The following is a 26,248-nucleotide window of genomic DNA, read 5'->3' as shown; positions in this document are numbered from 1 at the left end:
TTTTATAATCAAAATATTCATCATCAAAACCTTATCATGCCTAATAATTTCTTTTGTACTTTTGTTCTATACATTCTTTTCTTATGGATTTTAAGCTTCAATCAGAATATAAACCCACTGGGGATCAACCCCAAGCTATTGATAAATTAACTGCAGGAATAGAGATTGGTGAAAAATACCAGACTCTTCTTGGGGTAACAGGGTCCGGTAAAACCTTTACTGTTGCTAATCTTGTTCAAAACGTTCAACGCCCTACTCTGGTTCTAGCCCATAATAAAACACTGGCAGCACAGCTTTTTATGGAGTTTAAAGAATTCTTCCCTGAAAACGCCGTGGAATACTTTGTCAGCTACTATGATTACTATCAGCCGGAGGCTTATATTGCTACAACCGGAACTTATATTGAAAAGGACCTGAGCATTAATGAAGAAGTTGAAAAGTTACGTCTTTCCGCAACCGCCAGTCTTCTTTCGGGGAGAAGAGATGTGTTGATTGTGGCTTCTGTTTCATGTATTTATGGTATTGGAAACCCAACAGAATTTCACAAATCATTAATTTCCATTGCTATTGGAGAAAAAGTAACGAGAACAGCATTACTCCATTCTTTAGTGAATGCTTTATATGCAAGGACATTAAATGAATTCCAAAGAGGAACATTCCGTGTAAAGGGAGATGTTATTGATGTTTTCCCTGCCTATACAGATAATGCCATCAGAATTCAGTTTTTTGGAGATGAAATTGAAAAGATTCAAAGCTTTGATCCAGTGAGCGGAAATGTAGAGGATAATTTTGACCAAATTCAGATCTATCCGGCGAATCTTTTTGTTACATCAAAGGAAACACTCAACGGAGCTATCAAAGATATTCAGGACGATATGGTAAAACAGGTAGACTTCTTCAGCTCTATCGGAAAACCTTTGGAGGCTAAACGACTTCAGGAAAGAACAGAATTGGATCTGGAAATGATCAAAGAGCTTGGATATTGTTCTGGAATTGAGAATTATTCCAGATATCTAGATGGCAGACTTCCCGGAACAAGACCTTTCTGTCTGATTGATTATTTCCCCAAGGACTTCTTAATGATTATTGATGAAAGCCACGTAACCGTTCCACAGGTTCATGCCATGTATGGTGGAGACCGAAGCAGAAAAGAAGCATTAGTAGAATATGGATTCAGGCTTCCCGCAGCGATGGATAACAGGCCTTTAAAATTTGAAGAATTTGAAGCTATTCAGAATCAGGTTGTCTATGTTTCTGCCACTCCCGCTGATTATGAGCTGGAAAAAACAGGTGGAGCTTATATAGAACAGATCATACGTCCAACAGGGCTTCTTGATCCCATTATTGAAGTGAGGCCAAGTTTAAATCAGATTGATGATTTAATGGAAGAAATTCAAAAAAGAGCTGATGCCGATGAAAGAGTTCTGGTAACGACCTTAACCAAGAAAATGGCGGAGGAATTAACAAAATACTTCACAAAATTCGGAATCAGGACAAGATATATTCACTCTGATGTAGAAACCCTGGAGCGTATTCAGATTATGCAGGATCTTCGTTTAGGGCTTTTTGATGTTTTGATTGGAGTCAACTTATTAAGAGAAGGATTGGACTTACCGGAAGTTTCATTGGTAGCAATTTTAGATGCTGATAAAGAAGGAATGCTGAGAAGCAGACGATCCATGATCCAAACAGTAGGACGTGCAGCAAGAAATATCAATGGTAAAGCAATTATGTATGCTGATAAGATCACCAAATCTATGCAGGCAACATTAGATGAGACCGAATACCGCCGTGCCAAGCAGATGAAGTACAACGAGGATAATGGTTTGGTACCAAAAGCTCTTAATAAAAAGATATCTGAAAATCTCGTAGGAAGAAGTAAAGACTTCCCGGATGAAAAATATACGCAGAAAGAAATTCTTCAAAAAGTGGCTGAAGTGAAATCTACCTATGCCAGTGAAGATGTAGAGAAAATGATCGAGCAGAAGCAAAAAGAAATGGAAGCGGCAGCTAAAAATCTTGATTTTATTAAAGCAGCTAAGCTTAGGGATGAAATTGCAGCACTTAAAGCTTAAATATCTTAGATAAAAAGTTGGGGCGGCTTCTTCGAAGCCGCCCCAACTATATCATAAAACAGAACTTCTTACAATCCGTTTCTTACAGAAGCTCTGATTGGTGTTAACAGGTCCATCAATCCGTTTAACTTAATTTCATAAACAGTCGACAGCTGCATTCCCAATTTGCCTTTAGGCATTCCATTTTTATTGAACCATTCCAGATAGCTTATCGGAAGGTCAATCAATACTGTTCCTTCATATTTGCCAAATGGCATTTTAAAAACACAGATTTCTTTTAATATTTCCGTATTGAGTCCCTCCACTTTTTATATAATTAAATCAATTTATCTTCTACTTCACCCTGATTGGGTAATTCCAGGTCAGGAGGTGAATTTTCATCCGCGAACTCGTTTCTGTACACTTGTATCAAAAGAAGAGTAAGCGAAATCAGGATAGGCCCAAAAATAAGCCCCATAAAACCAAAAAGATTCATACCCATGATAATTCCAAAGACGGTATTCAGAGGGTGAATATTTTCAAGTTTCTTTAAAAGTGTAAAGCGAAGCAGGTTATCAGTAAGCCCTACTACCACTACACAATAAATGGCCAGCCCCAGTCCTTGTCCAGTATTGCCTTCTGCAATCATAAAGATACAGACAGGAACATACACAATAGCCGTTCCTACTACCGGAATAACAGAAGCTGCTGCTGTAAGAGCAAATAATAGTACTGCTCCTGGAGCTCCAAATATAAGATATCCGATCAGAGAAACAATCCCCTGGCCAATAGCCACTACGGGAATACCAATAGCATTGGCCATAATCAGCTTTCTCAACTTATCGCCTAACAATGAAATATTTGACCGCTTTAGAGGTGCTGAATTCGTCAGAATTCTTTCAAACAGCCTTGGCTTTTCGAGCATAAAATACAGAATAAAGTACATGGACATTATTACTGTAAGCGTATTGAATGTTCCACTCAACGCTGAAGTAGAAAACTTACCTACAAAGCTTTTCAGTTTGTTCATATTCTCCTGGCTCAGGATATCAAAACCTGTCTTGGTTTGGATATAGGAATGTATTTTATCTAAAAACACATTGAATTTGTCCATATAAGCCTGAGCATTCCCTAATTTATCAATAATCAGATCTGCAATGAAATAAATAGGCAGGATCAGAACAATAAGACTCGCCAGCATTAATACAAAAGCGGCAAGCGAAGGCTTCCATTTCTTTTCTTCTTGAAGATAAAAATTATACTTTCTGCAGACCACATAAATGGTAATTGCTCCTAAAACCGATGGAATAAACAATGCAAGATTAAAGCAGATCAAACCTGCCAGCACCAAAATAATGGCGAGCAAAGAAATCTGCTTTATGGCAACACTGCTTATTTGATTGTCCTTATTCATCAATTGTTATTTATTTTTATTGTTTTGTATACGTGATTTGTCTTGGTTTTCCCGCAAAGGCACAATATGCAGAATACATTACAACCATAATGAATGGTGCCGTTAAAATAAACCCGATTCCACATAAAATAATCCCTGCCATTGAGATCAAAAGCCCAAGGAAACTTACTCCTAAAAGTGTTCCGTAATTCTCTTTGCAATATTGAATGACTTACTTAAGGCATCAATAGCTGATGAGTTTTCAAATAATAAGATAGGATATCCTAGCAATAGAAACGGATAAATAAAAATAAACGGAAGAAAGCAGAGCGTCAGCGCAACAGAAGAAATAATCCCAGAAATGAAACTATAGATCAATATATTAACAAAGTTCTGGCGGTACCCGATGAAGAGATCAGAAAACTCAATTGGATTTTTGGTATTGAATTTATTCACCATATAGATCAAACCCACATACAGTGGTGTTAATAACAATAAAAAAGACTGGAAAATGTCATATACATTGAGAATCCAGGAGTTTCCCAATATCTAAAATTCCCATAATCACCTGAGGTTCTCATTTCTTCCATGATCGCAGCAGAATTGAAACCGGTAAGACTTTGGATAATAATTCCTCCAACGATATAAATTATCATGGCAACAATAGCGTACCCAAAAACCCCTTTATACATTTCGAAAGCGTGAGAAATAATTGATCCCGTTTCCCTGTTGGGAACAGAACCTTGCTGATCAAATTCGTTAAATTCAGACATAGTTTAAATATTTTAATGATTTTACCAAATTTAACTTTTTTTGATAAAAAAACATATTAAACCTGATTGAATTTTAGCCTTTCTCTGAAAATATTGTTTTATATAAAGAATAAATCATGGCATTCCAGAAAGGAAAAGTAAAAAGACCGCCGATTAAAAACAAGCTGAATCCAAGATATTTAAACAAAACTGCAACAAATACACACACCATGATTTCTACAAAATACATTTTAAGAGCTTTAAAATTTAAAAAAATCGCTTCAAATATCCTTTTATTGGTAAAGAACATTAATGGCGCTACAAATACGGTCACTGCTACCCAGACAATTGCCAGAAGAATCGTAGGCATAGTAAACCTGTAGATCATAAACCAGAACAGGTAATAACCGAGGTATTTGAAAAAATTTATTCCGTTGTAGCCTACAAATAAATCTCCCAATTCAATCTTTTCGTTCAGATCCAGTTTTCTGAAGATCTGAAACATTCCAAGATTCAGAGGATACAGAAACGCTGTTGTTGCCCAGATGGAGAGTGTAAACATCTGATAGTTTTCCGTTGCACTTAGTTGGGCTATCTTTTCCATATAAGCTTGTGTCCCCTCTTTTAAGGCATCTGTTAATACCTGATTCTGCTCCCATATTCCATATCTTTCTCCAAAGAAGAACAAAGAGGTAAGAAAGATTCCAAAAAATATCATTGAAAACATCAACTGAAAAACCAGTGTTTTATTCCAGTAGAAAAAAGCCTGCTTCAATATAAAATCTATTCCTGGTTTCTGAGGATATTTACTCTGCATCATAAAAATTTTATGCAAAAGTAAACATCAATAAGTATTTTTGCCGAATGTTTTCAGTGAATCATCAAAAATTTATGGAAATGGACGAACTTTCCCTTCAGAAAGTTCCCTATTTCTTTGTCATTGACTTTCTTTCAGAGAATGTTGAAATCTATCAGGAAAACGAAATTGAAAAATCAGGCTTATTAATTGATTTTCAATTATTTTCAAACACAAAAAAAAAGCACAAGCTTGATAAAAAAGTAGAATGGAAATTCTTTCCGGAAACCCTGGAAAGCTTTAAAACAGGATTTGATAAGGTTCAAAAAAATATTCGTCTCGGAAATTCCTACCTGGTAAATTATACCAGAAAAACTGAAATTGAGACCAATTTAAGTTTAGAAGAAATTTTTTATCACTCGGAAGCAAAGTACAAGGTTTTTATATAAAGATTTTTTTGTATTTTTTTCTCCTGAAACTTTTGTAAAGATTATTGACGGAAAAATTCTGACTTATCCTATGAAAGGTACTATTGATGCCTCCATAGAAAATGCTGCCGAAATTCTGAAGAACGACCCCAAGGAAAAAGCTGAGCATTATACAGTCGTGGATCTACTCCGCAATGACCTGAGCATGGTAGCAGACAATGTACGTGTAGACCAGTTTCAGCATATTGATTTCCTCAAAACCCGGCAAAAGGACTTATATGCTATGAGTTCTGAAATTTCAGGAGTATTAAAATCTGAATTTGACGGAAAAGTTGGAAGTATTATGCAAAAATTGCTCCCTGCAGGTTCTATTTTAGGAGCTCCAAAACCTAAAACACTGGAAATAATTCTGGAGGCTGAAGGCTATGACCGAGGATACTACACGGGAGTGTGCGGCTGGTTTGATGGAAAGAATCTCGACAGCTGTGTAATGATACGTTTTATTGAAAAAGAAGGCGATAAGCTCTATTTCAAAAGCGGAGGCGGTATAACGCACATGAGTAAATTAGAAGACGAATATCAGGAAATGAAAAATAAAATCTATGTCCCAATTCATTGAAAGCATTAAGGTAGAAGATAAGGAGGTTTTTCTATTAGAACTCCATCAAAAACGTGTCAATCAAACATTCTCTCACTTTGGAAAAGAGGGATCTATTGATCTGGCCAAAATCTATAAAAATCTGCAGCATGATGAAGACGGACTTTTCAAGCTAAGAATCTCCTATGATCTTGACAAGAGAATTAGAACCCAGATGATTCCATATGCAATTCCTGAAATTCAGGATTTCCAGCTGGTAGAAAATAACAGTTTCGACTATTCCTTTAAGTTTGAAGACCGAAAGGAACTAGATAAAATGAAGATGAAATCCAAAGCTGAAGAAATCATCATCGTTAAAAATAATCATATCACCGATACGTCTTTTTCTAATCTCTTATTTTTAAAGGGTAAAGACTGGTTTACTCCCAACTCTTTTCTTTTAAATGGGGTACAAAGACAACATCTTTTAAAACATAAAAAAATAAAAGAGGCTGAAATTACTTTACAAAATATAAAGCAGTTCAGCCACTTTCAACTCATCAACGCTTTAAACGATTTTGATGATATGTTTATCTACCCTATTGACAGAATTATGAATCTGCCGGGAAGTGAAGAATATTTAGATCTTTAGCTTTCTTTCATAAAGTTAAAGTAAGCTTTCTGAACATCAGCACTGTTTTTCCCATAGGTATTTACTTCCAGAATTTTTGGCTGTGCATCCGGTTTGAAGAAATTCTCCAACACCCTGTCCAGCGTCAATTCATCTTCCACTTTGATGTAAGAGAATCCGAAATGTTTGGCCAGATGTTCCGCATTTTTACGGTGTTTAGTGGCAATAAACTCATCCAGGGTATTAGGATTGGCATTGCCCGGTCCAGGAATGATTTTAAAAATATTCCCTTCTCCGTTGTTGAAGATCATAATTCTTACAAATGGCGGAATATATTGGTTCCAAAGACCATTGATGTCATAAAAAAAGCTTAAATCTCCGGTAATCAACAAAGTAGGATTAGCATTTTTGATTGCAAACCCCATTGCTGTAGACGTTGAACCATCAATTCCGCTGGTTCCTCTGTTACAGTACATTTTTCTTTTCCCAAAATCAAACAACTGTGCATATCTGATTCCTGAAGAGTTGCTGAAATGGATATTATAGTTTTCAGGAACGGTTTGTGCAGCCTTATTGAAAAAATAAAAATCCGAGAACTCAACTGTATTTAAAAACTGTTGATGTTTCGCATCTTTTTTATCTCTCAAAACATCCCAAAGGTTGAAATAAGGTCTTGGTTCCAAATTAATAAACTTTAATAATTTAGAAAAGAACACCTCCGGCTTTACCTCTATTTTTTCTGTTAATGAAAAATAAGTATCAGGCTGCCAAACTTCATCCAGATGCCAGTGCTGTTTTGGTCTTGCACTTCTCAGAAACTGTTTCACTTTTTTGGAAACCACGTTCTGTCCTACTGTAATTAATAGATCTGGCGCATAGGTTTTATAGTCTTCTTCTGTAAAATTGAAGATATAACGGTCTATATGTCTGAAAAACTTCTCATGGTAGAGGTTAGAATTCGCTTCACTCAGTACCACTACAGAATGATTTTTAACCAATTGCGTCAACTGATTTTCCAATTCCGGACTATAATCTCTTGTCCCTACCAACAGCATAATTCTCTGAGAGGTATGCCAATCCGCAATGAGGTTGGATGGGATCTCATAATCTTTATGCTTGATCGTTTTTTCAACAGTAGGGAAAGTAGGAAGTTCTGAAACCAACTCATACAGAGGCTCTTCCAAAGGAATATTAATATGTACCGGGCCCTGCTTTTCAAAGCAAAGCTCAATTGCCTTTTTAATGATATCAAAATTTATATCTTCTGCATTCTCAACACTGTCTTCAAGCAGCTGGAAGTCTCCATAAGAATGCTGATGAAAAACATCCTTCTGCCTGATGGTCTGGCCATCAAAAATATCAACAAAATCTGTTGGCCTGTCGGCAGTTAGCACCAAAAGTGGAATATTCTGATAAAAAGCTTCTGTAACTGCAGGATAGTAATTGACAACTGCAGACCCGCTGGTACAAGTGATTGCTACAGGTTTTTTCTCACTTTTAGCCATTCCCATTGCTACAAAAGCAGCACTTCTCTCGTCTACAATGCTGTAGCAGTTGAAACTGTCTATTTCTGAAAAATGAATCGCCAAAGGAGCATTCCTCGATCCCGGGGAAATGACAACGTCTGCAATTCCGTACTGCTGAAGAAGATGTGCAAGTATTTGAATACTTCTCTTAGAAGAATATTTTTTCATACAGCAAATTTAACTTATAAATAATGATTTTAAAATCATTTAATTTAAAAAAAATGTAATTTTGCTATTCGTAAATTTCTAAAAATGGATAAAATACCTAGTGTAGACCTGCGTGATTTCCTTTCGGGTAACCCGGAACGCAAACAGAAATTTGTAAATGAAATCGGAAAAGCTTATGAAGAAATTGGTTTTGTTGCCTTAAAAGGCCACTTTCTTGATGACAACCTTGTAGAAGATTTATATGGAGAGGTAAAAAACTTTTTTGACCAGCCAGTGGAAACGAAACAGAAGTATGAGATTCCTGGAATTGGCGGCCAAAGAGGATATGTAGGATTCGGTAAAGAAACGGCAAAAGGTTTCAAAAAAGGAGACTTAAAAGAATTTTGGCACTTTGGACAATACTTGTCTGATGATTCAAAATACAAAGCTGAGTATCCAGACAATGTCATTGTTGATGAACTTCCAAAATTCAACGAAGTAGGTAAGGAAGCCTTCCAGATGCTTGAGAAAACAGGACAGTATGTTTTAAGAGCATTAGCTTTACACCTTGGTTTAGATGAGTTTTATTTTGACGATAAAATCGCTGAAGGAAACTCAATCCTAAGACCTATTCACTATCCGCCAATTACTGAAGAGCCGGATGATGCGGTAAGAGCGGCGGCTCACGGAGATATTAACCTGATCACTCTTTTAATGGGAGCACAAGGAAAAGGTCTTCAGGTTCAGAACCACAACGGAGAATGGATCGATGCGATCGCAGAACCAGATGAATTGATGATCAATGTTGGAGATATGTTATCAAGACATACCAACAATAAATTGAAATCTACGATTCACAGAGTGGTAAACCCGCCGAGAGAATTATGGAGTACTTCAAGATATTCAATTCCTTTCTTTATGCACCCTATCAGTGGTATGTCATTAAATGCTCTTGACAATTGTGTAGACGAAAACAATCCAAAGTTATACGAAGACACTACAGCAGGAGAATTCTTGCACGAGAGATTAATCGAATTGGGATTGATTAAAAAATAAAAAAGAAAGCCAGTAATTTTAAATTTACTGGCTTTTATTTTATCCTGTTATACAGTAAAACTCTGGACATGGAGTAGATTGCGTAAAAGTTCCCCATGGACAAATGCAGGTATATGTATCTCCACCTCCACCAGTTCCTCCACCACCTCCAGGATCACCTACATAAGGTACACATTTTCCTCCAGAGCAGATATATCCAGGTGCACAGCCACCTGTCCCAGGCCCTTCACCTTCAAAACAATAAGCAGGTCCTACGCCTCCTGTAATCATTTTCTTTTGATCTTCTCTTGAAATTTTTTTGAAATTTTTCATAGTTTTTGAGATTTAGTTTTTCCTACTCTATATTAGCTTTTCGGATACCGCTCCTCTAAAATTAAGACTTATTAATCTAACAATCAAATATTTATCATTAAAATTCACATTCTATTGATTTTTTTAAATAAATTTTCATTTTTCTCACCTTACAGCTTATATAATTGAAAATATTTTATATAATTTTGTTATACTATCAAATTTTTAATTAAAAACATATGAAAAATCTAAAAAAACTAAGAAAAGACCAATTGAAAGGTATTGCTGGCGGAGCTAATTTCCCAGGTGTTGAATACTGTTTGTATGCTTGTAATGGCACCATTATTTGTGCTGCTTGCAGCGATGACTTTCAATGCCCTGTTACGGGAGGGGAAATAATGTAAATATCCCCCATTAAAATGTAATAAAAACCGTTTTTCAGTAAAACGGTTTTTATATTTTTATGATCTTCAACATTCATGAATTACAACAAAATAAAAAACTCATAAACAAATACTTAACTAATTTTTCATATCTTTATTTATACCAAAATCAAACGATATGAAAAATTTACAAAAATTAAGTAAAGACAAATTGAAAACCATTTCAGGAGGAATAAGTTACCCATATCCTGGTGATTGCTTTTATGTATGTAGTGATGGAATACAATATAAGGCACTATGCAGGTTAGAATTCATTTGTCCTGATGGTGAACAACCTGTTATTTACTAGAACAAAAAAACGTTCCTTTGGGAGCGTTTTTTATATTTAGTCAAAAAGTCTTAGCTGCTGATCCTTTGTTCCTGTAAAATTAGCCGTTGATAATTTTGGGAATTCTTTTCCTTCAAAAAACTTTTTCCGTCCTATTTTGAAAGTAGTATGGATCATTTCTGCAATATTGCCTTCTCCTCTCTGTCTTTCAAAATATCTTTTATCACCCAGTTTTCCGCCACGCATAGAGCGTATTAGATTCAATACTTTCTGGGCTCTATCCGGGAAATGTGATTCGATCCAATTGACAAAAACAGGTTCTACGGTATCATTTAATCTAACCAATGTATATCCGAATCCTATAGCACCGGCATCAGAAATAGATTTCAGAATATTTAAAGGCTCATCGCTATTCAATCCGGGAATAATAGGGGCTATCATTACATGAACCGGAATTTTATTTTCGGAGAGAATTTCAATAGCTTTTAATTTATTGGGAGCAGAACTTGTCCTGGGTTCCATTTTTCTTCTTAAATCCTCATTGATGGTAGGAATACTCAAGGAAACTGAAACAAGATTCTGTTCAGCCATTGGTTTCAGAATATCTAGATCCCTCAGTACCAATGCGTTTTTTGTCAGAATATTGACAGGATGCCTGTAATCCAGACAAACCTGCAGTAATTTTCGAGTAATTTCAAATTGTCTTTCAGCAGGCTGGTAGCAATCGGTATTTCCCGAGAGCAGAATAGGAGCTGCTTTATACCCTCTTTTCTGGAAAAATTTCTCCAGCAATTCGGGGGCATTTTTTTTCACCATGATCTTTCTTTCAAAATCAATCCCCGCACTGTATCCCCAATATTCGTGGGTGGGTCTGGCAAAACAGTAAGAACAGCCATGCTCACAACCCTGATAAGGATTCATAGAGTATTCCATGGGGAGATCTTCACTTTTAACCTGATTGACAATGGTTTTCGGAAAAACTTCGGTAAAAGAGGTCTTTACAGTCTCGAAATCTTCATCTTCCGGCTCATAAGTATATCTGTCGAAACGATTGATAACGTTTCGCTGAGCTCCCTGACCTTTTATGAAATTTTCGTTTGACATTCTGTTGTAAAATTAGAATGGATTTTTTATAAAATAATGAACTTTAACATTTAAGTTTTCCACAAAAAAAATCCAACACTTTCAAAAGCATTGGATTTAAACATAATTTAATATATTTTTTTACTACTTCAGCGCGTAAAATTCCACTCCGTGTGTTTCATCGTCGTGGTTCTTTTCATCAAAGTGTCTGTGATAGTCTGAATAACTATCACTATATTTTTTATCTTTTTTAGTCAATATTTTTTTGATACTTATTAAACTTAATACTGCCAAAAGACCAACTCCTCCTGCCAGTAAAACTCCAACTTCTTTTTCATATTTTCTTTGATTTATTATTTTGGATATTGCAAAAAGTGTACCTATTTTATCTTTCTGAATTATAAATTTTGTTAACATTAAACTCTATTTTTAAGAAATTTATAATCAGTTATTTTTCTTATCTTTAGAAAAGATATGGTTTAATTATTGTACTAACCAAGAAAAATATCATTATGGAAAATCCAGAAAACATTGATCAAATGACCACCTTAAGTCAGGTAATGAAAAAGCTCTCTGAGAGAGGGATACAGAGAGAATTCAGAATGAATGAAAATTGTGAGATGAAATTCGAAAATTCTGAAAAAATTTATACTCCAGCTGAACTGACTATTTTAAAGACATACCGCTTTGAAGGTGATAGTAATCCTGATGACAATGCCGTATTATATGTAGTGAAGGATGATGCAGGAAACCGTGGGATGATTATTGATTCTTACGGAGCAGACAGTAATTATCCCGGGCCTGAATTTGATACATTTTTGAGAGATATCCCTATTCTCGAAAGTGATGAATTCAACTTTTAATGATTATTTCCTCAATATTGATTTTTTAAACCATTAAGGATATTTAAATTCAATTTGATTTCCGCCAATCACAAAAAATCAACTCATTATTTTCCCTTTAATGGTTTAAAAAATTACTTTTCCTCAGCATTATCTTTCTTTTTAAAAATACCGTTTAAAAAACTTTTCTTCTCTTTTTTCTCTTCCTGAGATGGAGTTGTATTTTTTTTTCTGTTTTATTTCTTCTTTAATATCCTTTACAGATTTTTTCATCTCTTTCACTGAAGAAACCGCATTTTTTACTTTCTGTTCTGTTTTTTCAACATTCTTTCCGATGAGAGTTTTCTTTAATCCCTGCTCAATTCCCTTCCAGAAAAGATTAAAAAATGATTTTGTAGGATCGCGTTCTACATTTTCAACCGTTACTGATTCCGGATAACTTCCAGAGTCTGATTTCAGGAAAACATTTGCTACAGCAGTTAAAAAACCTTTCTTCTCATGATTGTTTTTATTCAGAACAGCAATCTTCAGGTCTTTATGTTTTAAATTAAATGCTCCATGCAATCCGGCTGGATTTCCTTTAAAATTAAACTGCATTTCCTGAATCGTCCCCGCAGTAGCCGTCACATGCAGATAAGGTCTGATGAATGGATTAATCCCACTTGCCGGAAGATTGGTTGTTTTTCCTGCGATGGTAAATGTATCACGCTGATCAGCAACATCAAAGCTCCAATTCACAGAAAGCGGTGATAAATTCATGAATGAACAATGAATATTGATATCAACTTTCGTTGGTTTTCCTTTTGCTTTTGCAGAGTTCAGATTTTTGACATTCATATTAAAATTACTGAATGTAAGCTTACCAGGCCCCATACTTTCCGGTGTATCTTCCTCATATACCAAAACAGAATTTTTCAAATCCAGAGTATTGATATTCATAGGGATTTTAATAGAACGAAGCATTTTGGAATATAATGCCTTAATTTTCGGATCATCTTTTGGAATTTTACTTCTGAAAATATTAGCATCAGCAGATTGAATTACAACGTGAGAGGCATTAATGGACTTATACTCTGAAAAAAGATCCCAATCACCCTCAGCTGTTATTTGACCAGCTTTCAGATCATACAGATCTCTTTCTACAGGTATCATTTTGATAAATTGACTTCTCGAAACGAGAGGCTTCATTGCAAAATTATTGATCTGAACCTTATTTTTGTTCAGTTTTAAAAGTCCAAGACTGAGGTTGTAGAATTGAGTTTTGTATGCAAAATTGCGGGTTGTCAGAAAATAATCTTTGATCTTAAAGGAAAGTTCCTCGCTATTTAATTTAGGACTTATTTCAATACCGTTTACAGTAGCATTCAGATCATGAAAAGACAGTGGTTCTTTTCCTTTATCATAAGTAAGATTTGAATTCTTTAAGGACACCTTTCTTACAATGACAGACTCTATAACACCAGAATTTGTATTTTTCTTTGGCTTATTTTCTCCTGCATTTATAACTCCGTTTGCATTTTCAACCAGAACATCTTTGACATCCAGGTTCAGTTTTTTATTGATAAATTCCAGTTTATTAATATTAAAAGCAATATGGCTGGTATTCAGATCCATTGTCGTCTTCCCGGAAGATTGATGACTTGGAGTAAATGAAAGATCTCGAATTTCCCCGTTCGTTGGTTTTAAGGCAATACTTCCAATAGCAATATTCTGATGATCAGCATACACAATGTCTTTTCCAGAGAATGTAAAATCTTTGTAACCAACTGGAACTAACTGCTCAGAAGTCTCCTTGTTGAAGACCAGCTGATTGATATTCAGGTTCAGATTTCCAGCAGACAGAAGCTTATTTCCATCGGGCTTGTTAATTTGAGCAACAGCATTTTTGAGTTTTATATTTTCCAAATTAACTTCAAAATCAGAGGCCTTCTTTTCTTTCTTAGCCTTTTTTACGCCAGTATTGTATACTGTAAAAACAGGATTCTGAAATACAGCATCGGCAAGAGAAACTTTATTTTTCTGCAAAACCACATCTTTAAACTCCATTTTTGGAATAGCGAATTCAAACAGCTGAGCCTTTTGAGGATAAAACTTTTTAAACTGTATAAAAGAAAGCAAAGGAATCAGCTTAAAATTTTCAACAGCCATCTGTCCATCTATAGTAGTAATGGAGCGAATAGTAATGGCATATACATTATCCGGTCTAAAGAAAAAGTTTTGCCCTTTAATATTGTATCGGTCCAAAGTAACAGGTAGTTTATCTTCTACAGACTCTTCTGTCATCTGTAGGTTTTCTACAAACAGGTCAAGCTGTTCTACAGATAAAAATTTCTGTTTGGTATGCTTGAAAACAGCTACCTTTCCTTCATTGATCCTGATATTTTCAAATAAGAAAGGATTTCTTTTCTTTCCTGTTTTCTGATCAATGGGTTTTGCTAAAATAACATTCAGGTTCGGTTTTGCCAATAACAAATCGGAAGAGCTTATTGTTTTATTAAAAACAGCATCATAGATTCCAAAACGACTGATCTTCAATGTATCAATAGTTCCCTGAAGCCCAATAACATTAATATTTTGTGGGTTCTTTGAGTTGACGGAAATTCCTGTAGCCAAAATATTTCCTGTGCTAAGATCTACATCCAGACTTTTATAGGAAACCTTATAGTTTGTATTTTTTTTGATGTATTCCGGAAGTTGGGTTTTAAGCCAGAAATTCAGTCCGAAATTCGCAGCAAGAAGTAACCCCGCCAGGATTCCGAAGCTGATTAATAATCTTTTAACCCATTTATTCATATTTGTGATTTGGTTAGATATTTCTTGATAAGATTAATTTTTAATTTCCAGCTCTATCACATATCCTTCATGTCCTCTTACATTGATAAAGTTCCCGCCTTCAAATCCAAGATATTGTCCTTTGATCCCTGTAAGTCTTCCTGTAAATTCCGGTTTTTTATCTAAAGTAAATGAGGTTACTTTCTCCGGTTTTTCAAAAGGATAATCAAATGCCCAAAGTTCTTCTCCGTCACTGTAAAACTGCTGGAAATCTTCTGGGAAATGTTCTTTGATCTTTTGTCTGAAATCTGCAAGATCTATCTCACCTTCAAAATCATCCTGAAGCATCTTTCTCCAGTTTGTTTTATCAGCAAGATGTTCTTTTAGGGCAACCTCTATCATTCCCGCTTCATAACGGTTTTCTGTTCTTGCGATAGGCAGTGCAAAAGTAGCTCCCTGATCGATCCATCTTGTAGGAATCTGAGTATTTCTTGTTACCCCAACTTTTACATCTCCAGTATAGGCCAGATACACTGTATGAGGCTGAAGCTGAATTTCTTTTTCTACTTCCAGATCACGTTCCGCCACCCCTAGATGAGCTGTAGAAAGTTCCGGACGGATAATCGTATCACTAGCATAAGGACTTTCAAAAAAACAGTTTTTACAGAAGCCCATTCTATAGATAGGTTTATTTTCACCACAGTTTACACATTGAAACCCTACATGCTTAATGCTTAATTCTTTTCCCAACAACTCATTGATATGAATCAAATCTCCTGAAAGATTCAGATAGTACTGGATAGGTTTAGCATCGTAGCTTATCATTTTTAAAATTTGCCCTTGAAACTGCATAATGATGTTTTTTAAGTATAAGTAAATATAGAAATTTTATTTGATCTTGTTTTGCAATTTCATCTGGTCTAGTTCCTTTTTCAAAGCAGTTATCTGACTTTGAAGCCTTTGCAATTCCGGATCATTTATATTTTTTGACTGAGGTGAATACTGCCATATTAGATGAATATCCTTTATTAATCCATTATGCTCATCCAGTCTTTTTTTGCTGATGGTAACACTATCATTCAAAAGGGTAATTTTTAAAAAATCCTGCCCCTTTTCTTTAAATGACTCATGATGAATAATAGCCAGCTCCGGATGGCTTTCCCTAATAATTCTGATATATTTCTCTGATCTCTCTTTCAATGTTTCTTTCTCCCACTTCTTTTTGGTAAGCAGGATACTTGGAATCAGGATAATAACGGAAAGTAAACTAATCCATACGGAGGCTTTACGATTATTACTGTTTTTTTCTCTATAATATTTCTGATATCCCAGCACGAGGCTTAATATCCAGGTTCCTACCGCTATAAAAAAACAATTGATAAGATAAAAATAAAAACCTCCCCAAAAATAGTCCCAATTTCCATTGGCAATACCAAATCCTGCAGTGCACAGAGGAGGAATACACGCTGTGGAAACAGCCACCCCTGCAATAACCTTGATTGCTTCTTTCCTTATAATCCCCAGAAACCAAGCCAATCCTCCAAGCAGTGCTAAAAAGCAGTCAAAAATAGTAGCCGTTTTAAAGCTTTCCAACTGTGAAGTTTCAGAATGAAATGGGGAAACCAGAAAGTATAATGTGGAAGAACAAATAGCCACCACTATCATCAGTAGCCAGTTAAAAATACCAAGTCTTATAAGCCTTCTGTTTCCTATAGAAAACCCAAATGCAATTCCAACAATAGGACCCATCAACGGGGAAATAAGCATTGCTCCTATTACGGCAGCCGGGCTATTAACATTTAATCCAATACAAGCTATACCCATAGAGATTACCAAGAGCCAAAGATTGTGGCCTCGGAAATAAATTCCTTCCTCTATCTCACCGAATGTAAATTCTTCATCTTCCTCCTTAGGAATTACAAATAACTTTTGAAGATTTATCATTGATTTATATTTTCTGACAAAAGTATAAAAACACTATTCAAGTTTTATTAATAAATTTGTCTATTAAAATCAACAAATGACTTATCTTGTAACCGGAGGAAGCGGCTTCATTGGTTCCCATTTAATAGAGAAATTATTAAGAAATGGACATTCTGTCATAAACATTGACAATTTTGATGATTTCTACAGCTATCAGATCAAAATTAAAAATACTTTAGAGTCTATTGATAGAATTTCGGATTTTGAATTTTCTGATAAAGAGGCAGATATTCAACGGCTGATTTCCCTCTCTCAGTCTGATCAATATTCCCTTTACTATCAGGATATCAGGGACAAAAAAGGTCTTGAAAACATTTTTAGAAATTACTCGATTGATATGGTGATTCATCTTGCGGCATTAGCAGGCGTTCGCCCTTCTATTGAAAGGCCTTTGGAATATGAAGAAGTAAATGTTCGCGGAACAATGAACCTTTGGGAACTTTGCAAAGCATTCAATATTAAAAAATTTATTTGTGCTTCTTCATCAAGTGTTTATGGAAACAACGAAAAGATCCCTTTTGCAGAGACAGATAATGTAGACAATCCAATTTCTCCATATGCCGCAACAAAAAAGTGCGGAGAAATTTTAGGCCATGTGTATCACAATCTTTATCATATCGATATGATTCACCTGAGATTCTTCACGGTATATGGACCGAGACAGCGCCCAGATCTTGCCATCCATAAGTTTACCAAGCTTATTTCAGAAGGTATGGAAATTCCATTCTATGGCGATGGTACAACGGCAAGAGATTATACGTATATTGATGATATCATTGATGGAATCATGAAATCTGTCCTGTACCTGGAAAACAATTCCAATGTCTACGAAATTCTTAATTTAGGAGAAAATGAAGTTGTGACCTTAACGGAAATGGTAGCCACGATAGAAAAGACTCTGAGCATGACAGCTTTCCGAAAAATTCTGCCAATGCAACCGGGAGATGTCACAAAAACTAATGCAGACATCACCAAAGCGAAGACTTTGCTAGGGTATAAACCGGACACAGACTTCCAAAATGGCATAAAAAAATTTGTGGAATGGTTTTTGAGAAAACGACAATAGTAAATTACTGACATAGCTGCCATCCAGTTGGTGACAGTGATTTATAAGAAAATATTATAAAAAGAATTGAAAATCAAGTATAAAAAAGTTTATTATACAACCTATTTTTATACTTTTGCAAAAAATTAGAAAATTATGTACTGGACATTAGAATTAGCTTCATATCTAAGTGACGCACCTTGGCCAATGACAAAAGCAGAGCTTATTGACTACGCAATCAGAACTGGTGCACCTATGGAAGTAGTTGAAAACCTTCAGGCCATTGAGGATGAAGGAGAAATTTATGAATCTATCGAGGAAGTTTGGAGCGATTATCCAACAGACGAGGATTTCCTTTGGAACGAGGACGAATATTAATAAAGCGATAAGCTTTAGGCTACCGGCTTAGAGCTTTTTTGCCCTTTTTTATATATTAACTTACACGATAAGCGTGTCATTAAAACGCTTAAAGCATCTTGCATTAAGCATAAAGCAAAAAATTTATGAGTTTTTTAAACAAAGTTCTTAAAGGGTTTTTGGGAGACAAAAAAGCGCAGGACCTAAAAGAAGTAAAAAAAGTTGTAACAAAAATCAAAGCTGTAGAACCTAACATCCAACAACTGTCGGATGATGGTTTGAGACAAAAAACTGCTGAGTTTAAAGCAAGTATTAAAGATGCTACCAGCAAGATCACAGCTCAAATAGAACAGATTAAAGAGCAGATAAAGAACTCAACAAACGTTGACGAAAAAGAAGCTCTTTTCTCAAAAATTGAGTCTTTGAAGAAGGAATCATACGAAATTGAAGAGAAAGTTCTTGTTCAGGTTCTTCCGGAAGCTTTTGCATTGATCAAAGAAACCGCAAGAAGATGGGCTCAGAACGGAGAAATTCGTGTAACAGCAAGTGACTGGGACAGAGAACTGGTTGCTGCAGGGAAAGATTTCGTTTCTATTCAGGGAGACCAAGCTGTTTGGAAAAACTCATGGGACGCTGCCGGAACTCCTGTAGTTTGGGATATGGTCCACTATGATGTTCAGTTTATCGGAGGTATTATTCTTCACAGTGGTAAAATTGCCGAAATGGCAACCGGTGAAGGTAAAACTTTGGTAGGAACATTACCTATTTACTTAAATTCACTTCCGGAAAGAGGGGTTCACGTGGTAACGGTGAATGACTACCTTGCGAAAAGAGACTCCGCTTGGATGGGGCCATTATATCAATTCCATGGAATGTCTATCGATTGTATCGATAACCACCAACCGAACTCAGACGGAAGAAGAAAAGCATATAACTCAGATATTACTTACGGAACGAATAACGAATTCGGTTTTGATTATCTGAGAGATAACATGGTAACTTCACCTTCAGAACTGGTACAAAGAGAATTAAACTTTGCGATCGTGGATGAGGTAGACTCTGTATTAGTAGATGATGCAAGAACACCGTTGATTATTTCAGGTCCGGTTCCTCAGGGAGACAGACAGGAATTCGATGTTCTTAAACCTTCTATCGACAGAATCGTTGAAGTTCAGAAAAAGACTGTTTCTGCTATTTTCAATGAAGCGAAAAAATTAATCGCAGCAGGAAACACTAAAGAAGGTGGATTCAAATTGCTTCAGGCATACAGAGGTCTTCCTAAAAACAGACAATTAATTAAATTCTTATCGGAAAGCGGAAACAGAGCATTACTTCAGAAAGTTGAAGCACAATACATGCAGGACAACAACCGTGATATGCCGATCGTAGATAAAGATCTTTATTTTGTAATCGAAGAAAAGAACAACCAGGTAGACCTTACAGACAAAGGTGTTGAATACATGTCTCAAGGGAACTCTGATCCAAACTTCTTCGTTCTTCCGGATATCGGAACTGAAATTGCTGAAGTGGAGGCTAAAAATTTATCTAAAGAAGAGGAATTTGAAGCTAAAGAAAAACTTTTCGGTGATTTCGCTGAAAAATCTGAAAGAGTTCACACGATGAGCCAGCTATTGAAAGCCTATACATTATTTGAAAAAGATGATGAGTATGTAGTGATTGATGGTGAAGTAAAAATCGTTGATGAGCAGACAGGCCGTATCATGGAAGGAAGACGCTATTCTGATGGTCTTCACCAGGCGATCGAAGCGAAAGAAAATGTAAAAATTGAGGCAGCTACTCAAACTTTTGCAACGATTACGCTTCAGAACTATTTCCGTATGTACAACAAGCTTGCGGGAATGACTGGTACTGCTGAAACAGAGGCTGGTGAGCTTTGGGAGATCTACAAATTAGATGTTGTGGTAATTCCAACTAACCGTCCTATTTTAAGACATGACAGACAGGATTTAGTTTTTAAAACTAACAGAGAAAAATATAATGCTGTAATTGAAGAAATTGAAAGATTGACTGCAGAGAAAAGACCTGTACTAGTAGGTACAACTTCTGTTGAAATCTCTCAGTTGCTTTCAAAAGCACTTCAGTTAAGAAAAATTCCGCACCAGGTACTGAATGCGAAACTTCACAAGAAGGAAGCAGAAATTGTTGCAGGAGCAGGACAGCCAGGCGTTGTTACCATCGCAACGAACATGGCAGGACGTGGTACGGATATTAAACTATCTAAAGAAGTAAAAGAAGCCGGAGGTCTTGCAATTATCGGTACTGAGAGACACGATTCAAGACGTGTTGACAGACAGTTAAGAGGTAGAGCTGGACGTCAGGGAGATCCGGGAAGTTCTCAGTTCTATGTATCTCTTGAAGATAACCTGATGCGTCTATTCGGTTCTGAGAGAATCGCTAAGATGATGGACAGAATGGGTCATAAAGAAGGGGAAGTTATTCAACACTCTATGATCAGTAAATCTATTGAAAGAGCTCAGAAAAAAGTGGAAGAAAACAACTTCGGAACAAGAAAGAGACTTCTTGAATATGATGACGTAATGAACAAACAACGTGACGTAATCTATAAGAGAAGAAAGAATGCTCTATTCGGAGATCACTTGAAGTATGACATTACAAATATGATCTTTGATGTAGCGAACTCTATCGTTGCGAAAGGAAAAGCTACAGGAAACTTTAAAGATTTCGAATTTGATATCATTAAAACATTCACAATGGAATCTCCGGTTTCTGCAAATGATTTTAATAATAAAAACATTCACGATCTTACAAATATCTTATTCAAAGCTGCTCAGGAAGATTATCAGATGAAACTGAACTTATTGAAAGAAAAATCATTCCCAATCATTGAGAATGTATATCAAAACCAAGGTTCAATGTTTAAGATGATTCAGGTTCCTTTCACAGACGGACACAAAACAATGACTATTGTTGCTGACCTTAAGGAGGCTTATGATACTCAGTGTGAGAGCTTAATCAACGATTTTGAAAAGAACATCACTTTATCTATCATCGATGAAAACTGGAAGCTTCACCTTCGTGAAATGGACGACTTAAGAAGATCTTCTCAGGGAGCTGTTTATGAGCAAAAAGACCCACTTGTTATCTACAAACAAGAATCTTTCCACTTATTCAGTGAAATGATGGAGAAATTGAACAAAGAAATTGTTTCTTTCTTATACAAAGGAGAAATTCCTGCCTAAGAAATAATTAACGATATTATTAAAAAACCGCTCTGGCATTGGCCGGAGCGGTTTTTTGTTATTGATTGTATAATAATTTTATGATAAATATCAATATTATTGTTTATTTAGAATAGTTAAAAACAATATATTTGCATAAAATTTGACTTTCATGAAAAATGTACTGATTTGTGCTTCCACACTGGGAACAATGCTGGTTTCTGCCCAAAAAAAAGATTCATTAACCACAAAAAGCATTGATGAAGTAATTATTAGTACATATGTAAAGAAAGACAGTGATTACTCCAACAAAATGCCTCTAAAAGCCATAGAAGATCCACAAGTTTATTCTTCTATTGGGAAAGGAGTTTTAGAAAATCAATTATTATTCACCGTAGATGATGCTTTCAGAAACGTAGCCGGAGCTCAGAAAATGTGGAGTGCAACCAACAGAGCAGGAGATGGTGGAATTTTCCTTAATCTAAGAGGATTTGTAGCCGGAAATTCTATAAGAAACGGAATGGTAGCTCCCATTACCACTTCAATGGATGCAATTAATATTGAAAGGATTGAAATTCTAAAAGGTCCTTCTGCAACCCTATTCGGAAGTAATGTAACTTCTTATGGAGGAGTGGTGAACAGAATTACCAAAAAACCATATGAAGCATTTGGTGGTGCTGTATCTTTAGCGGGCGGAAGCTATAATTATTACAGAGTACAGGCAGATGTAAACGCTCCTGTTACCAATGATAAAAAATTACTGTTCAGATTAAATACGGCTTATACCAATCAGGGGACATTCCAGAAGACCAATGCAAAAAACTCTTTTTATGCATTTACTCCTTCCCTTACCTACCGTCCTACAGAAAACCTAGAGATTAATGCAGAACTGGAAATGTTTGAAACCAATGCCTACGCAGAACCGGCATTTTTCTTCTACTCATCAAGTGCAGTACTTGGTGCTGATAACATGAATAAAATGAAGGATTTTGGCTATGATTACAAGCAAACTTATGCTGGTGACGGCGTTAAAACAACAGCAAAAGCCAGAAACTTTTTCGGACAGGTTAATTATAAGATAAATGATTTTATTAAATCATCAACAAATGTAAGTACTTCATATTCTTATTCTGATGGTTTCAATCCATACTATTACTTTTCACCCAACCCAACCAATCCATCAGAAATTGGGGTTTCAAGGGCTGATCAGTCTACCAAGGACAGCAAAAGAACTTATTTCCAGTTACAACAGAATTTCAATGCTGATTTTAAAATCGGAAATGTAAGAAACAGAACAGTAGCAGGGTTCGATTATATGAGGATGAATGATAATCAGTTCTTCATGTTCACTGATTTTGATTGGGTTCCATTTAACGCTACCAGTTATGCTAATATGAACGGTGAAACTTTAACTGCAAAGTATAAAAGTTTGCAAAGCGACCCAAACTTTGAACGTAATAACACCTATATAAGCACAGGAAAAAAGATGTCTACAGCGGATATATATCCAATGTCATTACACCTGTAACAGGACTTAATATCCTTACCTCTTTACGATATGAGAGTGTCGATTTTAAAGGCGGACAAACCGGACAAAATCCAACTCAAGCCTATACTCAGGGGGCCTGGTCTCCCAAATTAGGAATTGTGTATCAGATTATTCAGGATAAAGTATCTGTTTTCGGAAATTATCAGAATAGTTTCACAAGCAATGGTTACTATATTTCCGATGCAAATTCTAATGTAACGCTTTCCGATCCTGAAAGAGCTAATCAATTTGAGGGAGGTTTCAAAGCAAGCCTTATCAAAGGAAGAATCAGCACAACATTAAGTTATTACAATATCAAAGTAAAGAATACCCTTCTTAATGTTGGATATACGGCCCAGGGAAGAGCTATTCAAAGACAGGCTGGTTCCTTAAGAAGCCAGGGTGTTGAATTGGAAGCAAATGCTTACTTAATCAAAGGATTCTCAGTAATTGCCGGAGTAAGCTATAATGATATGAAATACACGGAGGCTGATGAAACGGTTATGGGAAGAAGACCCGCAACAGCTTCATCTCCATGGTTGGTTAACTTTAACGCAAGCTATCAATTCCTGGACGGAAACTTAAAAGGTTTAGGATTCGGTGTTGGAGGAAATTATGCCAGTGATAATAAAATTGTTAATTCCACAACAATGGGAACTTTTATCCTCCCAAAATATCTTGTTATGAATGCCAATGTGTTCTATGATACGGCAAAATTCAGAATCGGAGTAAAAGTAGACAACTTCACCAATGAATATTACTGGAACGGATATACTACTGCCAATGCGCAGCCACTTGCTAATGTAGTGGGAAGCTTTACTTATAAATTCTAAACTGTTACAATAAATTACTACCCCCTTATAAACAATGAAAAAACTGACGATAGGAGCAGTTCTGTTAACCTCCATGTTAACATTTGCTCAGGAAAAAAAAGACACCATCAAATCCAACAATATTGAAGAAGTAATTGTTAACGGCAGGTATTATCAAAGGTACAAACTGAATGAAGTTTCAGGTTCATTAAGGATTCAGACACCAATTCTTGAACTTCCTCAAAATGTACAGTCGGTAAGCTCACAAGTTCTTTCTGACCAGATTACATTAAATATGTCCGAAGGAATTGTTCGTAATGTGAGTGGTGCCAGAAAGGTAGAACATTGGGACAATGTGTACTCCAATGTTTTTATGAGAGGAGCCAGTATTTCAACTTTTATGAACGGAATGAATGTTTCCTCTACCTGGGGCCCTATTAATCCTGATGCCTCTATTATCGACAGAATAGAATTTGTAAAAGGACCAGCGGGATTTATGGGTTCTATGGGAGATCCAGCAGGATTCTACAACGTTGTAACCAAAAAACCAACCGGAAAATTTGCCAACAGTGTACGTTTTACAACAGGAAGTTATAATCTTTTTCGTGGAGAAGCTGATCTGGATGGAGTGCTTGTTAAAGATGGGGTTTTAGATTATCGTATCAATTTAATGGGAAGTTCTAATAAATCTTGGGTGGAAAATGATAAAACAAGCAAAATTATTGTTGCTCCATCCATCACTTTTAGACCAACAAAATCAACGACGTTTACGGCACAATATAACTATCAGTATTTAAAATTCAATCAACCCGGAGCTTATCTCATGTCGAATGACGGTTATGCTTCCCTTGATGTACATACAAACTTTAATGATCCCAACTTCAAACAAACAGAAGTAAGAGATCAGAGCTTATTCTTAAGCTTAGACCAGAAGCTTTCGCAAGATTGGGTTTGGAGCACACAATATGCCTATATGGACCTGAACTATGACGGAGGTTCATGGTGGGGAACTTTTGACTCAGCCAATAAAAATGTTTTAAACAGAACATTAAGCAACTGGCAGGCAAAAGGAAAAAACCATATTTTCCAGACCTATGTAAGAGGAAAACTTAATACAGGAAACATAGTTCATAAAATTATTGCAGGATTTGATTATGGAGACAGAAAGTATATTGCAGATTTTTCTTCCTATTCAAAAATTGTTGATGATAAAGAAACCGCAATATTCCCTATTGACATTTATAATGTCCAGTATGGAATAGATCCTTCAAAACTTCCACCTTCTGATTTTTATACATTAAACACTTCAGCTCCATTCTATAATGACCAGGGAGTAAAATATACTTCTTATTATGCTCAGGATCAAATTGAAATGTTTGATAATAAACTAAGATTAACACTAGCTGGAAGATATACAAATGGTAAAACCTATTCTGCATATCCTAATCTTAGTCCAGGCAGCCCTATCGTTCCTGATAGAGCCGGTGAGTTTACACCAAGAGTAGGAATAAGTTATTCTATTAATGATAACTTCTCAGCTTATGGTATCTATGACAAAACATTTACACCACAATCCGGAACAGGAATTAACAAAACTAAGATTACAGATCCATTCAGAGGACAAAATATTGAATTTGGATTGAAAAAAGACTGGTTTGGAGGAAAGTGGAACACCACTTTTGCAGTATACGAAATCAGAAGAAAAAATATCTTGGTTTCCGGACCTAAAGAGCAAAACGACGGAAATCCATTCCAGATAGCTTCAGGAGAGCAAAGAGCGAGAGGTTTTGAAACCGATATCAAAGGAGAAATTGTAAAAGGGTTGAATATAATTATCAACTATGCTTATACGGATGCCAAAACAATTAAAGATACAAACCCGGCAAACATAGGAGTGCAATCTCCTGGAAATGCTAAAAACGTTCAAAATACATGGATCAGTTACAGATTTGAACAAGGTATGATGAAAGGTTTCGGAATCTCAGCAGGGTATCAATATCAGGGAGGAAGACAATCGTGGTATGGTGTAGATGCTAAAAAGGATCAAAGCCTGCCAGATTATTTCGATTCCAACTTCGGAATTTCCTATGTTGCTAAAAAATTCGATGTAAATCTAATGCTGAATAATGTACTTAATAAAAAGCTTTACAGTGGATACAGAGGAGATGCAGGCGAATATGCATGGATCTATAATGCACCTCGTAACTGGAGATTATCAATCGGATATAAATTCTAAAAAATAAAGGTTAGCCCTCTCGGGGGGT

At 35.8% G+C, this 26,248-nt stretch carries 23 protein-coding genes and 1 pseudogene; 13 read left to right on the top strand and 11 right to left on the bottom strand.

Annotation, left to right across the window (positions count from 1 at the left end):
- The first annotated feature begins 83 nt into the window (after positions 1 to 83).
- Entirely contained in the window at positions 84 to 2,075 is a 1,992-nt protein-coding gene (uvrB, locus tag H5J24_RS24245; protein ID WP_068941451.1) for an excinuclease ABC subunit UvrB, read from the top strand.
- Positions 2,076 to 2,143: 68 nt separating this feature from the next.
- Here uvrB and H5J24_RS24240 read toward each other — a convergent pair whose 3' ends face one another.
- The 4 genes from H5J24_RS24240 to H5J24_RS24225 all read right to left on the bottom strand — a co-directional run bounded on the left by H5J24_RS24240 (position 2,144) and on the right by H5J24_RS24225 (position 5,016).
- Positions 2,144 to 2,380, bottom strand: a complete 237-nt coding sequence (locus H5J24_RS24240; protein ID WP_082811073.1) for a DUF3820 family protein — start codon at positions 2,378 to 2,380, stop codon at positions 2,144 to 2,146.
- A gap of 11 nt (positions 2,381 to 2,391) precedes the next feature.
- Positions 2,392 to 3,468, bottom strand: a complete 1,077-nt coding sequence (locus tag H5J24_RS24235) for an AI-2E family transporter (RefSeq protein ID WP_068941448.1) — start codon at positions 3,466 to 3,468, stop codon at positions 2,392 to 2,394.
- A gap of 464 nt (positions 3,469 to 3,932) precedes the next feature.
- The gene (locus tag H5J24_RS24230; RefSeq protein ID WP_232815920.1) at positions 3,933 to 4,220 is read right to left on the bottom strand and encodes a hypothetical protein; all 288 of its coding nucleotides are present in this window, start codon (positions 4,218 to 4,220) and stop codon (positions 3,933 to 3,935) included.
- 73 nt (positions 4,221 to 4,293) lie between these two features.
- On the bottom strand, positions 4,294 to 5,016 hold the full coding sequence (locus H5J24_RS24225; RefSeq protein ID WP_068941444.1) for a hypothetical protein: 723 nt from the start codon (positions 5,014 to 5,016) through the stop codon (positions 4,294 to 4,296).
- A 47-nt stretch (positions 5,017 to 5,063) separates the two neighbouring features.
- Between H5J24_RS24225 and H5J24_RS24220 the strand changes: the two are divergent.
- Positions 5,064 to 6,042 (top strand): annotated as a pseudogene (locus H5J24_RS24220) (aminodeoxychorismate synthase component I).
- Complete coding sequence (locus H5J24_RS24215) at positions 6,026 to 6,652, top strand: aminotransferase class IV (protein WP_068941440.1); 627 nt, start codon at positions 6,026 to 6,028, stop codon at positions 6,650 to 6,652. The pseudogene H5J24_RS24220 and the gene H5J24_RS24215 overlap by 17 nt, the downstream one beginning before the upstream one ends.
- Here H5J24_RS24215 and menD read toward each other — a convergent pair.
- Positions 6,649 to 8,325 (bottom strand): 2-succinyl-5-enolpyruvyl-6-hydroxy-3-cyclohexene-1-carboxylic-acid synthase, encoded by a 1,677-nt coding sequence (menD, locus tag H5J24_RS24210; RefSeq protein ID WP_068941438.1) that lies wholly within the window; start codon positions 8,323 to 8,325, stop codon positions 6,649 to 6,651. The two genes, H5J24_RS24215 and menD, sit on opposite strands and share 4 nt — an antisense overlap.
- 84 nt (positions 8,326 to 8,409) lie before the next feature.
- Here menD and H5J24_RS24205 point away from each other — a divergent pair, with 84 nt between their 5' ends.
- On the top strand, positions 8,410 to 9,360 hold the full coding sequence (locus H5J24_RS24205) for an isopenicillin N synthase family dioxygenase (protein WP_068941436.1): 951 nt from the start codon (positions 8,410 to 8,412) through the stop codon (positions 9,358 to 9,360).
- A 39-nt stretch (positions 9,361 to 9,399) separates the two neighbouring features.
- Here H5J24_RS24205 and H5J24_RS24200 read toward each other — a convergent pair whose 3' ends face one another.
- Positions 9,400 to 9,672: a hypothetical protein gene (locus H5J24_RS24200; protein ID WP_068941435.1), complete on the bottom strand. Its 273-nt coding sequence runs from the start codon at positions 9,670 to 9,672 to the stop codon at positions 9,400 to 9,402.
- Between the two features lie 218 nt (positions 9,673 to 9,890).
- On the opposite strand from H5J24_RS24200, the gene H5J24_RS24195 reads away from it, so the two are divergent.
- Together H5J24_RS24195 and H5J24_RS26315 are read left to right on the top strand one after the other, a co-directional pair.
- Positions 9,891 to 10,055: a bacteriocin-like protein gene (locus H5J24_RS24195; RefSeq protein WP_167386967.1), complete on the top strand. Its 165-nt coding sequence runs from the start codon at positions 9,891 to 9,893 to the stop codon at positions 10,053 to 10,055.
- Between the two features lie 157 nt (positions 10,056 to 10,212).
- Complete coding sequence (locus H5J24_RS26315) at positions 10,213 to 10,383, top strand: bacteriocin-like protein (RefSeq protein WP_407918885.1); 171 nt, start codon at positions 10,213 to 10,215, stop codon at positions 10,381 to 10,383.
- Positions 10,384 to 10,419: 36 nt separating this feature from the next.
- Here the strand turns inward: H5J24_RS26315 and H5J24_RS24190 are convergent, their stop codons facing one another.
- Together H5J24_RS24190 and H5J24_RS24185 are read right to left on the bottom strand one after the other, a co-directional pair.
- Positions 10,420 to 11,466, bottom strand: a complete 1,047-nt coding sequence (locus H5J24_RS24190) for a PA0069 family radical SAM protein (RefSeq protein ID WP_068941434.1) — start codon at positions 11,464 to 11,466, stop codon at positions 10,420 to 10,422.
- A 123-nt stretch (positions 11,467 to 11,589) separates the two neighbouring features.
- The gene (locus tag H5J24_RS24185; RefSeq protein ID WP_232815919.1) at positions 11,590 to 11,862 is read right to left on the bottom strand and encodes a hypothetical protein; all 273 of its coding nucleotides are present in this window, start codon (positions 11,860 to 11,862) and stop codon (positions 11,590 to 11,592) included.
- A gap of 95 nt (positions 11,863 to 11,957) precedes the next feature.
- Here H5J24_RS24185 and H5J24_RS24180 point away from each other — a divergent pair, with 95 nt between their 5' ends.
- Entirely contained in the window at positions 11,958 to 12,308 is a 351-nt protein-coding gene (locus H5J24_RS24180) for a hypothetical protein (protein WP_068941433.1), read from the top strand.
- Between the two features lie 141 nt (positions 12,309 to 12,449).
- Here H5J24_RS24180 and H5J24_RS24175 read toward each other — a convergent pair whose 3' ends face one another.
- The 3 genes from H5J24_RS24175 to H5J24_RS24165 are packed head-to-tail and all read right to left on the bottom strand — an operon-like array spanning position 12,450 to position 17,003.
- Complete coding sequence (locus H5J24_RS24175; RefSeq protein ID WP_232815918.1) at positions 12,450 to 15,080, bottom strand: AsmA family protein; 2,631 nt, start codon at positions 15,078 to 15,080, stop codon at positions 12,450 to 12,452.
- A gap of 33 nt (positions 15,081 to 15,113) precedes the next feature.
- Entirely contained in the window at positions 15,114 to 15,911 is a 798-nt protein-coding gene (locus H5J24_RS24170; RefSeq protein WP_068941431.1) for a DUF2797 domain-containing protein, read from the bottom strand.
- 36 nt (positions 15,912 to 15,947) lie between these two features.
- The gene (locus H5J24_RS24165) at positions 15,948 to 17,003 is read right to left on the bottom strand and encodes a DUF389 domain-containing protein (protein ID WP_068941430.1); all 1,056 of its coding nucleotides are present in this window, start codon (positions 17,001 to 17,003) and stop codon (positions 15,948 to 15,950) included.
- A gap of 76 nt (positions 17,004 to 17,079) precedes the next feature.
- Here H5J24_RS24165 and H5J24_RS24160 point away from each other — a divergent pair, with 76 nt between their 5' ends.
- The 6 genes from H5J24_RS24160 to H5J24_RS24135 all read left to right on the top strand — a co-directional run bounded on the left by H5J24_RS24160 (position 17,080) and on the right by H5J24_RS24135 (position 26,220).
- Positions 17,080 to 18,108 (top strand): GDP-mannose 4,6-dehydratase, encoded by a 1,029-nt coding sequence (locus H5J24_RS24160; protein WP_068941429.1) that lies wholly within the window; start codon positions 17,080 to 17,082, stop codon positions 18,106 to 18,108.
- 135 nt (positions 18,109 to 18,243) lie between these two features.
- A complete protein-coding gene (locus H5J24_RS24155; RefSeq protein ID WP_002662059.1) occupies positions 18,244 to 18,465 on the top strand; it encodes a DUF2795 domain-containing protein in 222 nt (73 codons plus the stop codon).
- Between the two features lie 125 nt (positions 18,466 to 18,590).
- On the top strand, positions 18,591 to 21,665 hold the full coding sequence (gene secA / locus H5J24_RS24150; protein WP_068941427.1) for a preprotein translocase subunit SecA: 3,075 nt from the start codon (positions 18,591 to 18,593) through the stop codon (positions 21,663 to 21,665).
- 151 nt (positions 21,666 to 21,816) lie between these two features.
- The gene (locus H5J24_RS25780; protein ID WP_283250752.1) at positions 21,817 to 23,172 is read left to right on the top strand and encodes a TonB-dependent siderophore receptor; all 1,356 of its coding nucleotides are present in this window, start codon (positions 21,817 to 21,819) and stop codon (positions 23,170 to 23,172) included.
- Positions 23,148 to 24,005 (top strand): TonB-dependent siderophore receptor, encoded by an 858-nt coding sequence (locus tag H5J24_RS24140; protein ID WP_346730010.1) that lies wholly within the window; start codon positions 23,148 to 23,150, stop codon positions 24,003 to 24,005. The genes H5J24_RS25780 and H5J24_RS24140 overlap by 25 nt, the downstream gene beginning before the upstream one ends.
- Positions 24,006 to 24,039: 34 nt before the next feature.
- Positions 24,040 to 26,220, top strand: coding sequence for a TonB-dependent siderophore receptor (locus H5J24_RS24135; RefSeq protein WP_068941425.1), 2,181 nt, complete (start codon positions 24,040 to 24,042; stop codon positions 26,218 to 26,220).
- Positions 26,221 to 26,248 lie beyond the last annotated feature (28 nt).

This window comes from Chryseobacterium capnotolerans, assembly GCF_021278965.1.
In the GTDB taxonomy this organism is placed as follows: Bacteria; Bacteroidota; Bacteroidia; order Flavobacteriales; family Weeksellaceae; genus Chryseobacterium; species Chryseobacterium capnotolerans.
The sequence above is the reverse complement of the archived record's forward strand: the minus strand, read 5'-3'. Positions and strand labels throughout refer to the sequence as shown.